At 45.3% G+C, this 14,413-nt stretch carries 13 protein-coding genes; 12 read left to right on the top strand and 1 reads right to left on the bottom strand.

The genetic code is table 11. The features are described 5' to 3' along the window. From CHI10_RS03795 to CHI10_RS03770, 6 genes are all read left to right on the top strand, one after another. Positions 1 to 330, top strand: a 330-nt coding sequence (locus tag CHI10_RS03795; protein ID WP_095243002.1) for an acyl-CoA thioesterase, incomplete at its 5' end; no start/stop codon positions are given. Positions 331 to 359: 29 nt separating this feature from the next. After that, positions 360 to 1,433, top strand: coding sequence for a phosphotransferase family protein (locus CHI10_RS03790; RefSeq protein WP_179288946.1), 1,074 nt, complete (start codon positions 360 to 362; stop codon positions 1,431 to 1,433). 33 nt (positions 1,434 to 1,466) lie between these two features. Beyond that, on the top strand, positions 1,467 to 3,242 hold the full coding sequence (locus tag CHI10_RS03785; protein WP_095243001.1) for an acyl-CoA dehydrogenase family protein: 1,776 nt from the start codon (positions 1,467 to 1,469) through the stop codon (positions 3,240 to 3,242). 25 nt (positions 3,243 to 3,267) lie between these two features. Next, complete coding sequence (locus CHI10_RS03780; RefSeq protein WP_095243000.1) at positions 3,268 to 4,245, top strand: quinone oxidoreductase family protein; 978 nt, start codon at positions 3,268 to 3,270, stop codon at positions 4,243 to 4,245. Positions 4,246 to 4,360: 115 nt separating this feature from the next. Further along, positions 4,361 to 5,134 carry a class I SAM-dependent methyltransferase gene (locus tag CHI10_RS03775; protein ID WP_095242999.1) on the top strand — a complete coding sequence of 258 codons (774 nt, stop codon included), beginning with the start codon at positions 4,361 to 4,363 and terminating at the stop codon, positions 5,132 to 5,134. A gap of 12 nt (positions 5,135 to 5,146) precedes the next feature. Next, positions 5,147 to 5,932, top strand: coding sequence for an SDR family oxidoreductase (locus tag CHI10_RS03770; protein ID WP_095242998.1), 786 nt, complete (start codon positions 5,147 to 5,149; stop codon positions 5,930 to 5,932). A 206-nt stretch (positions 5,933 to 6,138) separates the two neighbouring features. On the opposite strand, the gene CHI10_RS03765 is transcribed toward CHI10_RS03770, so the two are convergent. Continuing rightward, a complete protein-coding gene (locus CHI10_RS03765; protein ID WP_095242997.1) occupies positions 6,139 to 7,323 on the bottom strand; it encodes an MFS transporter in 1,185 nt (394 codons plus the stop codon). Positions 7,324 to 7,421: 98 nt separating this feature from the next. Between CHI10_RS03765 and CHI10_RS03760 the strand changes: the two genes are divergently transcribed. The 6 genes from CHI10_RS03760 to CHI10_RS03735 all read left to right on the top strand — a co-directional run bounded on the left by CHI10_RS03760 (position 7,422) and on the right by CHI10_RS03735 (position 14,408). Beyond that, positions 7,422 to 8,462, top strand: coding sequence for a DmpA family aminopeptidase (locus CHI10_RS03760; protein WP_095242996.1), 1,041 nt, complete (start codon positions 7,422 to 7,424; stop codon positions 8,460 to 8,462). Positions 8,463 to 8,600: 138 nt separating this feature from the next. Then, the gene (locus tag CHI10_RS03755) at positions 8,601 to 8,792 is read left to right on the top strand and encodes an IDEAL domain-containing protein (RefSeq protein ID WP_095242995.1); all 192 of its coding nucleotides are present in this window, start codon (positions 8,601 to 8,603) and stop codon (positions 8,790 to 8,792) included. A gap of 264 nt (positions 8,793 to 9,056) precedes the next feature. Then, on the top strand, positions 9,057 to 10,223 hold the full coding sequence (locus CHI10_RS03750) for a pyridoxal-phosphate-dependent aminotransferase family protein (protein WP_095242994.1): 1,167 nt from the start codon (positions 9,057 to 9,059) through the stop codon (positions 10,221 to 10,223). Between the two features lie 29 nt (positions 10,224 to 10,252). Beyond that, complete coding sequence (locus tag CHI10_RS03745) at positions 10,253 to 10,948, top strand: hypothetical protein (RefSeq protein ID WP_095242993.1); 696 nt, start codon at positions 10,253 to 10,255, stop codon at positions 10,946 to 10,948. A 112-nt stretch (positions 10,949 to 11,060) separates the two neighbouring features. Further along, complete coding sequence (locus CHI10_RS03740; protein ID WP_095242992.1) at positions 11,061 to 12,959, top strand: sigma 54-interacting transcriptional regulator; 1,899 nt, start codon at positions 11,061 to 11,063, stop codon at positions 12,957 to 12,959. 12 nt (positions 12,960 to 12,971) lie between these two features. Continuing rightward, positions 12,972 to 14,408, top strand: coding sequence for an FAD-binding oxidoreductase (locus CHI10_RS03735; protein WP_095242991.1), 1,437 nt, complete (start codon positions 12,972 to 12,974; stop codon positions 14,406 to 14,408). Positions 14,409 to 14,413 lie beyond the last annotated feature (5 nt).

Raw genomic sequence — 14,413 nt, 5'->3', positions numbered from 1 at the left:
TTTATTTACCTTGAAGAAGCACGTGTGAAATATTTCGAGACACTTGGCTACAGCATGGATGTGAAAAAATGGAGTTTTATTCTGGCCTCCACTAAGTGCGATTTTCTAAGCCAGGGATATTTTAACCAAATCCTTACGGTCAAGACCTGGGTATCAAGGATTGGCAGCAAAAGCTTTCAGCTCGATCATGAAATTGTCTGCAGCCAGACAGGCACTCATATTGCCAGAGGGAACGCCTTAATCGTCTATTTTGATTTCGCCAAACAGGAAAGTGCTGTTATACCTGATCCTCTTCGGGAAGGTCTAAATCAAAATGTAAGAGAAGCATAAATTAATTTTCCTATAAAAAGGAGGATCACATGCCGAAGCAAATGTACCTGGATACCATTCCCGTTAGAAAAGGAGAGCAATTGAACACCGCTCCATTGGAAAAATTCCTGCGGAGCGAGATTGCTAATCTTCCAAATCAGCCGCTTGAGATTATGCAATTCCATGCTGGGCACTCAAATCTTACCTATCAGCTGAAAATGGGAGAGTGGGAAGCCGTGCTGCGCCGGCCTCCGCTTGGACCTGTCGCACCGAAAGCTCATGACATGGAGAGGGAATTCAGGGTGATTTCTGAGATACATCCCTTTTTCAAAGAAGCACCGAAGCCGCTCCTGTTTACGAATAATAGTGAAATTACAGGTGCACCATTTTTCATTATGGAACGGCGGCATGGAATTGTTTTAGATACCTCTTTCCCTGAAGGCATGGAGCCGGACGAGGGAGTTTGCAGCAGATTATCTCAAATTATGGTTGATAAGCTGGCAGAACTTCATTCCATTGACTATAAAAGGACAGGTCTAGCGGAAATCAGCAATCCTGATGGATTCATGGAAAGGCAGGTGCATGGCTGGATCGGCCGGTATGAGCGGGCAAAGACGGATGAAGTTTCCGAAGCGGATACGCTGAAAAAGTGGCTGACCCATCATATCCCGGTAAGTCCCGATCCTTCCATCATCCATTATGATTACAAGCTGAACAATGCAATGTTCAATGAGGATTTATCAGAAATGACAGGCCTTTTCGATTGGGAGATGGCCACGGCAGGCGATCCGCTTGCAGACCTTGGGGCCGCAATGAGCTATTGGATTCAGGGAGACGATCCCGATCTGCTCAAGTTTGGATTAGGAAAACCCCCGGTAACCGTTCTTAGCGGTTTTTACTCCCGCAGAGAATTTATGGAGGCCTATGCTGGAAAAACAGGCCGTGATCTCAGCAGCATGAACTTTTATTTAACATTTGCCTATTTTAAGCTGGCCGTCATTTGCCAGCAAATCTATTACCGCTACAAGAAAGGCCAAACAGCAGATCCGCGGTTTTCACAATTCAATAGATTCGTTAAAGTGCTCCTGAAACATGCTATACAGGCGGCAGATGAAGAAATTTAAGATGAAGAGATGATGAGGAGAGTGAATCCGTTAATGGAAAAAGTAAATACAGCCAATACTGGTGCAAGCTTTTTGTTCACAAAGCTTGATCCTGAATCACTTTTCACACCCGAGGAATTTACAGATGAGCATATCTTAATCGGAAGAACAGCTAAACAATTTACTGAAAAAATGGTTCACCCTGAAAAGGACCGGATCGAAAACCAGGAATTCGAGCTGGTAACGGATTTACTGAGGAAGGCAGGCGAACTTGGCCTGCTTGCCCATAGCATCCCCGAAAAATACGGCGGTCTTGGCTTCGATAAAATCAGCAAGGGGATCGTCGGAGAAAACATTGCCTCATCAGGCGGTTACGGGGTAGCCCACTCAAACCATACCTGCATTGCAACCCTGCCGATCACTTACTTCGGAACTCCTGAGCAAAAAGAAAAGTACTTGCCGAAGCTTGCCTCAGGGGAGTACATAGGCGCTTACTGTCTGACAGAACCGAACGCAGGGTCTGATGCCCTATCCTCCCAGACTACAGCCGTTTTGAATGAGGATGGGACCCATTACATTTTAAATGGCACGAAAATTTATATTACGAATGCTGTATTTTCAGATACATTCATTGTATATGCCAAAGTGGACAGACGGCATTTTACCGCATTTATTGTCGAACGGGACACACCAGGATTATCCCTTGGCCCGGAAGAAAATAAGATGGGCATCAAAGGATCTTCAACCAGATCGGTCATTTTTGAGGATTGTCCTGTGCCAGCAGAGAATCTGCTTGGGGAAGTTGGCAAAGGGCATATCATTGCTTTGAACGTTTTAAATTTAGGCCGTTTCAACTTAGGTTCAGCCTGCATGGGGGCAGCAAAAACCGGATTGAAGAAAGCCCTCCAGTTTACAGGGGAAAGAAAGCAATTTGGGAAATCGATCGCTGATTTTCCGGCTACCAAGGAAAAAACGGCGAAGATGGCAGCAAGAATTTACGCCGCTGAATCACTTCAATACCGCACCGCAAGCCTGCTGGAGGAATCATTGGGAGACTTATATGATTCATCTGATTTAAAGCTTATTGGAAAAAGAATGAGCGAATATGCCACAGAATGTGCGATCTGTAAGGTGTTTGGCTCGGAAACACTGGACTTTACGGCAGATGAAGCACTCCAGCTTCATGGAGGCGCTGGATTCATCAAGGAATACGGCGTGGAACAAATGTATCGGGATTCCCGCATTAACCGGATTTTTGAGGGAACAAATGAGATTAATAGACTGCTGATTCCTACACACCTTTTCCGTAAAGCGCTTAAGGGTGAAATCGATTTAGCCGCCAGAGTGGAGGAGGCGATTGTTCGCTTGAGCAAACCGGATCCAATCGGCCAGAATATTTTTGAGAAAGAGAGAGCAGCGGTTGATACGATAAGAAACCTGTTCCTGCTGAATGCAGGACTCGCTTATGAAGCATTTGGCGATACCCTTGTTCATGAACAGGAAGCCCTAATGAAGCTTGCGGATCTCGCCATTGCCCTGTATGCAGCAGAATCAGCAGTTTATCGGACATATAAAGCCATTCAGAAAAATGGTGAAGAAAAAGAAGAATTGAAGATTCAGCTGACCAGGACTTTTCTGGAAGGTGAAATATGGGAAGCTGAAAGGCTATCCCGCCAATTAGTGTCCGAATTGGCTTCAGATAAGAAAAAGGATGTGCTGATCGGATTAGTCATCCGGGAATGCAGCAGGTTCAGCTCCTTTGGGAAAGAAAGTGCAAGGAACCGTAGAATAGCTGAGCTTGTTTTTGAAAAAGGCGAATATTGCTGCTAGTAATACAGAGAAGGAGTGTTTGAAAATGAAAGCCATTCAATTCAAAGAATATGGGGGACCTGAAGTCCTTAACGTTATCGAAATGGAGCGGCCGCAGCCGACCGGACGAGAAGTTTTAATCGAAGTGCATGCGATCGGAGTGAACTATGCCGACACCGCAAGAAGAGAAGGGCAATATGTTGTGCCGACACCTCTGCCGTTCATTCCCGGTGCCGAGGTGGCAGGTGTTGTCGCAGCCGCAGGTGAAGAGGCAAGTATTCCGGTTGGCACAAGAGTGGTGACGCTAATTGAATCTGGCGGATATTCAGAGTATGTCACAGCCGATGAAAGGGGTCTGATTCCGCTGCCGGAGGGACTGGATTTCAATCTTGCTGCGGCACTGCCTCTACAAGGACTGAGTGCCTATCATATTTTAAAAACAATGGGCCGGCTTGAACCGGGTGAAAGCGTCCTTGTCCATGCAGCGGCAGGCGGGGTGGGAACAATTGCTGTTCAGCTCGCAAAATTATTCGGGGCCGGGACGGTCATTGCTACAGCCAGCACTGATGAAAAACTTCAGCTTGCAAAAGAAATGGGGGCCGATGTCCTCGTCAACTACACAAATGAAGGCTGGGAACATGAAGTACTCGAAGCAACTGGCGGAAAAGGTGTGAATGTGGCCCTCGAAATGGCAGGCGGGGAAATTTTTAATAAAACCCTGAAAAGCCTTGCCACCTTTGGCCGCCTTGTTATTTACGGCGTGGCAAGCGGGGAGCAGAGCCGATTTTATCCTTCATCCTTAATGGGCCGGAACCAATCGGTCATTGGATTTTTCCTGCCGCAGATTATGAGGAAACCGGAACTGCTGCAGCCGAGCATGAAGGAATTATTAACGTACACAGCCCAAGGAAAGCTGAAGCTGACTATTGGAGAAATTCATCCTCTTGAGGACGCTGCCAAAGTACATGAGCGGATGCAGTCCAGGCAAACAAAAGGGAAGCTAATTCTTGTCGCTGCAAGATAAAGGGAAGCCTGCCATTTCACCAAGTGGCAGGCTCTTTTCTATTAAACTGAGAGGATTATAGGGATTTGTATAGAAAATAAGTATATAGGTGAATTTTTGATGGTGGTGATTACATATGGAAAAAGAAGAGATCAAGAAAAAGGTTCAAAATACCTTCGGAAAAAATGCTGAAAAATATGTGACAAGCAAAATACATGGAGATGCGGCTGAATTATCTCAGCTCGTTCAAACTTTGAATCCGCAGAAGGATTGGGTGGTGCTCGATATCGCAACAGGCGGCGGGCATGTGGCCAAAAGTCTCTCACCATTTGTTTCCCAGGTCTTCGCAGCTGATTTGACAAAAGAAATGCTTGCCAATACGGCACGCCATCTGGAAAGCTATGAAAATATCTGGTATATCGTTGCAGATGCGGAAGCTCTGCCATTTTTGGATGAGATCTTTGATGCTGTCACGTGCCGGATTGCGCCCCATCATTTTCCCCATCCGGAAAAGTTTATCGCCGAAGCTGGCAGGGTTTTAAAGCCGGGGGGATGCTTTTTGTTAGTTGATAATGTATCACCCGATGAAAAAGAGCTCGCAGATTATATGAACACTGTTGAGAAATTGCGGGATGACAGCCATTACCGGTGTTTGTCAACGGCAGAATGGAGAAAGCTGTTTGCTGCTTCGGGACTAAATGAAACGAAGACAAAAAGCAGGAAGAAAACCTTTGAATTCCCGTCCTGGGTAAAGAGGACTGCTGAAAGCGATGAACAGATTAAGGCAGTCGAACAGTATATTCTGCAGGCTGATCAGGCTGCTGCGGATTATTTTCAAATTGAACTTCAAGAAGGCAAGGTACAATCCTTTAAAGTGGATGAATGGATGGCACTTTGCATAAAAAAATAGGAGGAAACGATCATGGATTTAAACCTGAAAAACAAAAAAGCGCTTGTCGTGGCTTCAAGTCAGGGCCTCGGAAAAGCCATTGCGGCACAGCTTGCAAAAGAAGGCACCAGGGTAATTATAACAAGCAGGGACGAAGCAAAACTAAAGAGCGTTCAAGATGAATTCCGTGAACAATTTAATGCAGATGTTGAGTATTACCGTGCAGATGTTACGAACCCTGAGGATATAAAAAACCTGATTCAGCATACAGCTGAAACACTTGGGGGAATTGATATTTTAATCAATAATGCCGGAGGGCCTCCCGGGGGTACGTTCGAAAACCTGACAGATGAAGACTGGGAAAAAGCGTTTCAGCTTAATCTATTAAGCCATGTCAGACTGATACGAGAGGCACTCCCTGAATTAAAGAAAAATGGCGGCAGGATCATTAATATAGCATCATCAAGCATTAAGCAGCCGATACCGGGCCTGCTCTTATCCAATACATTCCGCCTTGGAATTGTCGGACTGACCAAAACACTATCAGAGGAATTGGCAGCTCATAATATCTTAATTAATACAGTAGCTCCGGGAAGAATTGCGACCGACCGCGTTGATTATCTCGATCAGCATAACGCGGACCGGCAGAATATTACTAAAGAAGAAGTGGCGGAAAGAGCCCAAAGCAAAATTCCTCTGGGCAGATACGGAACCCCGGAGGAATTTGCGAATGTGGTCACCTTCCTTGCATCTGATGCCAGCAGCTACGTGACCGGAAGCTCTATTTTAGTCGATGGCGGGATGGTGAAAGCTTTATAGGAGGGGGATCTGGCGGAAACTTCAACCCGGTTCGGCTTTGGACACAGAAAGCAGAAAAAGGCGCGTTAGTGTCAGAACCCGGGCCAACTTCTGACACAAAGTGCGAAAATCACAAGATCAAAGCCCGAACCCAGCTCACCACCTAAAAATCACAGCCAAAATAAAAGACGATTTTCCCCATCACCATGGGAAAATCTTCTTTTACATTATCCTCTATTTGTCATCAGGATCCAGATATACAATAGAATTGAAATCACAACCGATCCGGCTGCTGCTAAATAAATCGTGCTATATCCAAACAAATAAGCGATCTGCCCAAACACGATGGCGCCAATCCCTACTCCAAGGTCGAAGAAGGAAAAGAACGTAGCATTGGCCATCCCGCGCCGATTGGCAGGCGCTTCTTTTACAGACCAGGCTTGAAGGGCGGGCTGGACTGATCCAAATCCGAGACCATAAAGAATCGCAGCTATATACATAATCATGCTGCTCGGAAGCCATGCAAGCAGGAACATGGCTGCCAAAATCAGCACCGCTCCTGGTAAAAATACAGCCTGGTGACCTCTTTGATCATATAATCTGCCGGCAAAAGTCCGGGAAAGCATTAAGGCTATAGCAAACAGCAGGAAGTACCAGTGGATCCCGCCTATCCCTTTTTGGGCTGAATAGATAGGAAGAAATGATGCGATTCCCCCAAAGGTGACGGTGATGAAAAATAATAGAAATGAAGGCCTTAAAGCACTCTTTTCATAGATGTCCCAGCGCTTGTGAGGCACACTTTGTTTTTCAGCCTGCTTGTAGTTGATTCTCGATGACAACACCAGTGCGGCTAAACCCAGCAGGGCACAGATTAAGAATAAGAGTTTGAAAGAGATGACTCCAGCGAGCGCCAGTCCAAGAGTGGGGCCGAATGCCAGGGCAATATTCCCGGAAAGCCCGAAGTAGCCCATTCCTTCACCCCGCCGCTTAGCAGGAATTAAATCAGTGGCAATGGTTCCCGAGGCTGTTGTGGAGAACCCCCAGCCAAATCCCTGGATAATCCTTAAAACAAATAAGAAAATTAAACTATTAATAAAACCAAATGACCCAACTGAGAGCACGAAAATTGCCAGGCCAGTTAAATACACAAAGCGCCTGCCTTTCGTCTCCAGTGTATGCCCTGCATAAGGACGCAATAGCAGAGCCGAAAAGGTAAAGATCCCGACTACTATCCCGATCAGCTGGTCATTCCCGCCCAATTTTTCCACAAAAAGAGGGATAGTGGGCAATGTCATTTGAAATCCGAGAAAAATAAAAAAGTTGGACATCAAGATCAGAACAAAATCCCTTGACCATATCTTTTCGGAACCTGCAATCTGTTTTTTTGCTTCTCCTGATAAAGTATCAGCCATATAATTCCTCCCACAATGCTGTAAAATGATTAGGTAATCTAAATATTTTTCTATTATAAAGGAAAACAAATGGAAATTCTATTTTAAGGAGCGGCCAGATGAAGATTAGAGAAAGAGGAGTAACAATTGGAACACTGAGACCTGGAAAAAAGAATTGCATTACAGATATAGATGGAGTCATGGCAGGCCACATCACTCTGGACTATCCTCTGGATGATGACCAATATGTCTGTACGGGCGTAACTGCCGTTTTGCCGCATGGAGGAAATCTTTTTCGTGAAAAAGTTCCGGCAGCCTCCTATGTCATCAATGGCTTTGGTAAAACGACGGGTCTGGTACAGGTGGAAGAACTGGGTGTGATTGAATCTCCGATTATGCTGACAAACACATTTGGGGTGCCGTCAGTCACACAGGGGACGCTGGAATACCTGCTAAAAACCACACCAGAAATTGGAGACACAACCGGAACCGTAAATATCGTCACAGGGGAATGCAATGACGGATATTTAAATTCCATTCGGACACTCCCTCTAAAACCGGAACATGCCATAGAAGCCATTGAAAATGCCAAGCCGTTAAAAGTGGAAGAAGGTGCAGTCGGAGCTGGTAAAGGCATGGTGTGTTTTGGGTACAAAGGCGGCGTGGGTGCTTCTTCACGCATAATCACTGGGGAACTAAGCACAAATGAATACAAAATCGGATGTCTGGTGGTCACCAATTTCGGCAATAAAGACGAATTTCCGTTCATTAAATACGGACTGTCAGAAATTCCGCCGAAAACAAAGGACACGCCTGATGGCTCAATCATGATCATCCTGGCGACAGACGCACCTGTCAGTGACAGGCAGCTGAAAAGGCTCGCGAAGAGATGCGGCATAGGCCTCGGGCGGGCAGGAAGCCATTTCAGCAACGGCAGCGGCGACATCGTTATCGCTTTTTCCACTGCTAACAAAACTCTTCATGGAAGCAGCAATATGATTGAAACTGCCCATTTTATCAGAGATGATCACCCCATCATGAATCAGCTTTTTCAAGGTGCGGCCGAGGCTGCGGAGGAAGCGATTCTCAATTCACTGTCACAGGCAAAGACCACTCAAGGACGGAACGGAAGAGTGGTGGAGGGGATGTTTTCCCATTAATTGTTTAAATAATCTCTTGACTGGGTACATTGTAATTAACAAGCTTAGCAGCTGCTAATAAAATTTCCAGCAAATAATGATTTGAATAATCTGAAAACTTCTGTTACAATAGAAAAAAGGTCAAGGGGTTGATTGCAAATGGAAAAACGTCTACTTAACTCGCCGCAACAGTCTGAGGAAAACGTGTCATTGTTAGCAGAACAAGTCCTAAATCAAGCTCTTAAGGAATACCGACTAGAAAAGCTTCGCGAAAAAATTGATGAAGCTCTCACTAACCGCAATCAAAAAGAATTCATGCGCCTTACGGATGAATTAAAGAAGATCTCTTAAGCAAATCCCACAATACTAATGTTAAAAAGACAGCCTGTTCGAAAGAACGGGGCTGTCTTTTGTTGTTTTAAAGCCCATAATATCCTTCTGAGTTCCCACCCCCTCCTGTTCCACCAAACTGTTCCACATCGTTCCAAAACGAAACACTGAAACAATCCCCAAACACATCAAGCCCTGGTACAAAGGGAATTCCATATTGGCACAATACTTGCAACAAATTTCAATAAGCAAAAATGAAAGAAGAAGCGCAAAGGGGAGGAAGCTATGTTTGAAGAGAAATTGGATTTAAGATTGCCTGGGCCCGTACAGGTTCCGAAAGAAATACAGCGTGCCATGCTGAGAAGTTTCGATCATCCCATGATGGATTACCGGAATCCGTCCTTCCAGGATGTCCTGCAGGAAACCACTGAAAAGTCGAAAATGATATTCCAGACTGAAAACCTGGTAATCCCGCTTACCTCGAGCGGTGCTTCCGCTCTTGAAACAGCCATTATTAACACGGTTGGCCCTAATGATACGATCATCCTTTGCGTAGTCGGCTATTTTGGCGAATATCTTCAGGGGATTACCGACCATATTGGCTGCAAAACCGTCCGTGTTGATGCGGAATGGGGGAATATTGTCGATCCGGATGATGTGAGAAAAGCATTAAAGGAAAACCCTGAAGCAAAGGCGGTTTTTGCAACACACTGTGAAACATCCACTTCTGCCATAAACAATATTAAAGAGATAGCGGCCGCTGTAAAAGAAACGGATGCCATTTTCCTCGTGGATGCAGTCAGTTCGATTGTCGGCACACCTCTATATATGGACGAGTGGGGGATCGATATTGTAGCAACTGGAGGACAGAAAGCGTTAATGCTGCCGCCTGGCCTTGCATTAATCACGTTGAGTGAAAAAGCCTGGAACACTGTGAATAAGCACCAGTGCCCATCCTTTTACTTTGACCTCAAGCTCTATAAAAAAGGATTGGAATCAGGGGCCGGCACACCATATACGCCGAATATATCACTTGTATGCGGGCTTCTTGAAGCCTGCAATATGATAGAAAAAAGCGGAGGAATAGAAGCTGAATACAAAAGGCATGCTGCTCTTCGGGATATGACCAGAGCGGGGGTACGGGCATTAGGACTTGAATTGCTGGTGGATGATTCGGCAGCCAGCCCAACCCTGACAGCTGTAAAATTAAAAAATGCCGATGATTTCAGACGAATGATGAGGGAAGAATTTCATATCGCATTGGGAGGCGGTCTTGGTAAGGTGAAGAATCAGATTCTGCGCCTGGGCCATATGGGTTATACAGATGCTGCTGATATGCTGAAAATGTTTGCTGCGATGGAGCTTGCTTTAAAGAAAAGCGGACACGAAGTGGAGTTGGGTGCAGGAGTTTCCGCAGCTCAGCGGCATTGGCTTGAAAATCCATATTGTTAAATTCCTGATCCTAAGGAGATGTGATCCCGGTGAACATCCTTGAAAAACGACTCGCCGACCTGTCAGACCTGCCTTCAGTTACTCCTGGGGATCAGATCCATTTGACACCAGATTGTGTATTCGTCAGCGGTCAAAGTTCACGTAATGTCATAAAAGCATTTAACAGGCTAGGCTTCAAAAATGTAAAAAATGCAGCCAGAATTCTCTTTTCTCATGGGAAGGCAGAAGATGAGGAAATCCGTCAATTCTGTAAAGAAAAAGGAATAAGAGTAATTGATTGTGATTTGCCCCAGCATTTTCGGGCAGAAAATAAGCCGCTGAATGGAATGGTCTTTGCAGGGATAGAAGAGGACATGAAATGTTTGGGTGTAAGAGGGGCCATTCCCGTCGTCATCTCGCCGGATTCAATGGCGGCTTGCCTGGCAACCGGGTCATTAACTATGTTCATACCTGAATCAGTTTATATTGAGATAAGCGGAGCATTAAGCGGAAAAGTAAACGGTAAAAAGCTTTGCAAATATCTGGTGAATATTTTTGATGACAGTTTAATAGGAAGTGCAGTGATTTTGGGTGGAAAGGTTCTGGAACAGCTGAAAGCAGACGATCTTAAGGAGCTGTCCTATTTTTTTCAGCTTTCCGGCACGGCAATAGGGATTTGTTCACCAGGGGGCCCCTTTGGACAGGTTGAAAGCGTGATAAAAATAAAGTCAGACACTTTTGCCTAAATAATAGACTGACTATTAAGAAAATTTACCGAAATTTTCCTTGGCATCTGGTAAGATTAATTTAATATAATTATAAAACTTGTCCAAGAGAAAAGGAGAATGAGGTGAAGTGATGTCCGAGATTGCCATTCTGACCCCACTTGATGCACTGATACAAGTCTCAATGGAAGCTGCGAAAAAGACAGGAGAAGATGTCGCTGTAAGAAAAGTGAGCTTCCGAAATGCTATTGCAGCTGCCAAAGAATTCGAAAAAGCAGGCACAGAAGTCATTATCAGCAGAGGAACAATGGGATTAAAGCTTATTGAGTCAGACCTTAGCATACCTGTTGTCCAGATCCCTATAACCGGATATGATCTGCTTCGTACGATTAAAGAAGGACAAAAATTGGGACATAAGATTGGAATTGCTGACACCGTGGATGTTCTGCAGGGAATCGAAACGATTGAATCTGTCCTGGACATTTCGATTGAAAAGCATATCGTTGTTGCACCTGAAGAAGCCGAGGCAGCGGTTGAGGCTCTCAGTAAAAAAGAAATAGATGTACTGATCGGCAAAAGTATTTTTACAAACAAAGTCAAAAAAGATTCGATTAAAACGGTGATATTAACGTCTGGAGTGGAATCGGTCATCCAGGCGATTCATGAAGCAAGAAGCCTGATAGATGTGAGGCGCACCGAACTAAAACGCACCAAGGAACTTCAGGCAATTCTTGATTTTATTGCGGATGGTGTAATTGCTGTAGATGAAAAAGGGATTATTACAGTATGCAATCCTTCCGTATACAGCATCTTGAACCTTCCATATGATTCGGTTATCGGTAAGCAGATTGATGATATTCTCGTAAATTCACAAATGAATAAGATTCTTTCGACCGGGAAGGAAGAGCTGAACCGCATCCAGGATGCCAATGGTGTGAAAGTGGTTGCCAATCGAATACCCATAAAGCACGAACAAAAGGTTTTTGGGGCGGTCTGTACGTTTCAGGCGGTCCACAGACTTCAGCAGCAGGAGCAGGAAATCCGAAAGAAGCTTCTTCACCGCGGCCATGTCACGAAATATAGTCTTCATAATATAGTCGGGGAAAGTGAGATGTACCAAAAAGCGATTCAAAAGGTGAAGAAATATTCACAGGTGGATTCTACTATTCTCCTGACGGGTGAAACAGGCGTGGGAAAAGAAGTGTTCGCCCATCTGATCCATAGCTTCAGCAAGCGGTCGGAAGGGCCATTTGTAGCAGTGAACTGTGCGGCTATTCCAGAAAACCTCCTCGAAAGCGAGTTATTCGGCTATGTCGAAGGAGCCTTTACAGGAGCGAAAAAAGGCGGAAAAACAGGATTATTCGAATTGGCTCATCAGGGAACCATTTTCCTCGATGAAATCGGCGAACTGGCTGAATCCCTTCAGGCCCAGCTGCTCAGGGTTCTGCAGGAAGGGGAAGTGATGCGGCTGGGTGATGAAAGGGTCATCCCCATTAATATTCGGGTGGTCGCTGCTTCGAACCGGAACTTTGAAAGAATGGTAGAAGAAGGGAGCTTTAGGGCTGATTTATATTATCGCCTTAATATCCTTGATATCCCAATTCCTTCATTGCGTGAGAGGATACCTGATATTCCTTTATTATGCGATTTCTTCTTGAAAGAATTGGAACCGGGCATCCGGAGAAATAGTACGGGTTTCACTGCTGACGCTATGAGAATTCTCCAAAGCTATGATTGGCCGGGGAATATACGCCAGCTAAGGAACATTGTTGAACGGGCGATGATTCTTTCGCCTGAAAGTATGATAGATGCAGAAACAGTATTATCAGCAGGCGGGAAAGACTTTACTAGACTGCGTGAGCTTAAACAACACAGCAAGGATGAGGAATTTGATTCAGAAACGAAACTTCAAAACTTTGAGAAAGAGTATATTCTGAACGTGCTGAAGCAGGTAAACGGGAATAAAACAGAAGCGGCAAAGATTCTGGGGATCGGCAGGACGACCCTCTGGCGAAAAATTAATAGTTTGTGAGGAGGAGAAAAAATGAATGAAACCATGGCACCGCCTCCGCTGAATGAAAATGTCCTATCCAGATTAAGAAGTATTTTCGGCGAAGACAGGCTTTTAACCAATAGCACTGACATGATGACTTACTCCTATGATGCATCCTTTGAAACACAGCTCCGTCCAAAAAATCCTCAGGCGGCCGTTATTGCGCTTTCAACTGAGGAAGTCAGTGAATGCGTTAAGCTGGCCAACGAATTTAAAATTCCTGTCTACCCGAGGGGAGCAGCCACAGGGCAAACAGGCGGAGCCGTTCCGGTTAAAGGCGGCATTATGCTGGATTTATCGAAAATGAACAGGATACTGGACATCGATCACCGGAATATGCAGGCAGTAATTGAGCCGGGTGTCATCCAAAATGATTTAAATGAGGCATTAAAGCCTTATGGACTAAGGTTTCCTCCAGACCCTGGAAGCGCCAATATGTGCACAGTGGGAGGCATGGTTTCAAACAATTCAAGCGGACTTAGGGCAGTCAAATATGGTGTCACCCGCCATTATGTCCTGGGAATGGAAGTGGTGCTGCCCACTGGTGACATCATTGTGACCGGCGGCGCTAAATCGAAGGCGCTTAAATCGGTATCCGGCTATGACCTCGCCCACTTAATGATCGGTTCGGAAGGCACGCTTGGAATTGTGACGCGTCTGCGCCTCAAACTTTTGCCGCTCCCCGTCACAAGAGGAATCGTCCTTTGCTCTTTTGAGAGATTGGAAGAAGCAGGCGAGGCTGTTAACGCTGTGTTTTCTTCAGGCCTGCAGCCATCTGCCATCGAAATCATGGATTTCAATTGTACAAAGGCTGTAAATATGATGAAGCCGGAGCTGAATCTTCCGCTGAACAATGAAGCAATACTAGTTTTTGAAGTGGATGGAGCCAGGGAGGAAGTTACTTCGCAAGTGAACCGGCTCAAAGCTGTGGTTGAAAAATTTACGAGGTATATAAAATTCAGTGATGAGCCGGAAGAGTGTGAAAAGCTCTGGCAGGCCAGGAAGCTCGTTGGTGCAGCTGTTGGACTTTTGAAGCCGGGCGGTTTCCGGGTATATGGCGGCGAAGACATCTGCGTGCCAATTTCTAAACTACCTGAAACACTGCGGGAGATTCATAATATCGCAGACAGATATGGCATCATCTGCGGGATTTACGGGCATGTCGGCGATGGGAATATGCATACAGGTCCAGTGGTGAATATGAACAACCAGCTGGAAATGGAGAATGTACAGAAAATGATCGATGATATTCATGAGCTCGCAATCAGGATGGAAGGAACCACTACGGCTGAACATGGAGTGGGAATTGTCCGTGCCAAATACATGGATGTTGAGCATGGAGCAGCCATGGAAGTCATGCGGGCTATTAAGAAGACTCTTGATCCGAATAATATTTTAAATCCGGGCAAAATGGCACTGCCTAATTAAGATGG

The sequence above is a fragment of the Bacillus sp. 7894-2 genome, from assembly GCF_002272225.1.
In the GTDB taxonomy this organism is placed as follows: domain Bacteria; phylum Bacillota; class Bacilli; order Bacillales; family Cytobacillaceae; genus Cytobacillus.
Note: the sequence above shows the minus strand (reverse complement) of the source record. Positions and strands in the feature narration are given on the sequence as shown.

Coding starts and splice junctions, on each gene's coding strand:
- CHI10_RS03790 (WP_179288946.1), top strand. CDS start 360: ATGCCGAAGCAAATGTACCTGGATACCATTCCCGTTAGAAAAGGAGAG.
- CHI10_RS03785 (WP_095243001.1), top strand. CDS start 1,467: ATGGAAAAAGTAAATACAGCCAATACTGGTGCAAGCTTTTTGTTCACA.
- CHI10_RS03780 (WP_095243000.1), top strand. CDS start 3,268: ATGAAAGCCATTCAATTCAAAGAATATGGGGGACCTGAAGTCCTTAAC.
- CHI10_RS03775 (WP_095242999.1), top strand. CDS start 4,361: ATGGAAAAAGAAGAGATCAAGAAAAAGGTTCAAAATACCTTCGGAAAA.
- CHI10_RS03770 (WP_095242998.1), top strand. CDS start 5,147: ATGGATTTAAACCTGAAAAACAAAAAAGCGCTTGTCGTGGCTTCAAGT.
- CHI10_RS03765 (WP_095242997.1), bottom strand. CDS start 7,323: ATGGCTGATACTTTATCAGGAGAAGCAAAAAAACAGATTGCAGGTTCC.
- CHI10_RS03760 (WP_095242996.1), top strand. CDS start 7,422: ATGAAGATTAGAGAAAGAGGAGTAACAATTGGAACACTGAGACCTGGA.
- CHI10_RS03755 (WP_095242995.1), top strand. CDS start 8,601: ATGGAAAAACGTCTACTTAACTCGCCGCAACAGTCTGAGGAAAACGTG.
- CHI10_RS03750 (WP_095242994.1), top strand. CDS start 9,057: ATGTTTGAAGAGAAATTGGATTTAAGATTGCCTGGGCCCGTACAGGTT.
- CHI10_RS03740 (WP_095242992.1), top strand. CDS start 11,061: ATGTCCGAGATTGCCATTCTGACCCCACTTGATGCACTGATACAAGTC.
- CHI10_RS03735 (WP_095242991.1), top strand. CDS start 12,972: ATGAATGAAACCATGGCACCGCCTCCGCTGAATGAAAATGTCCTATCC.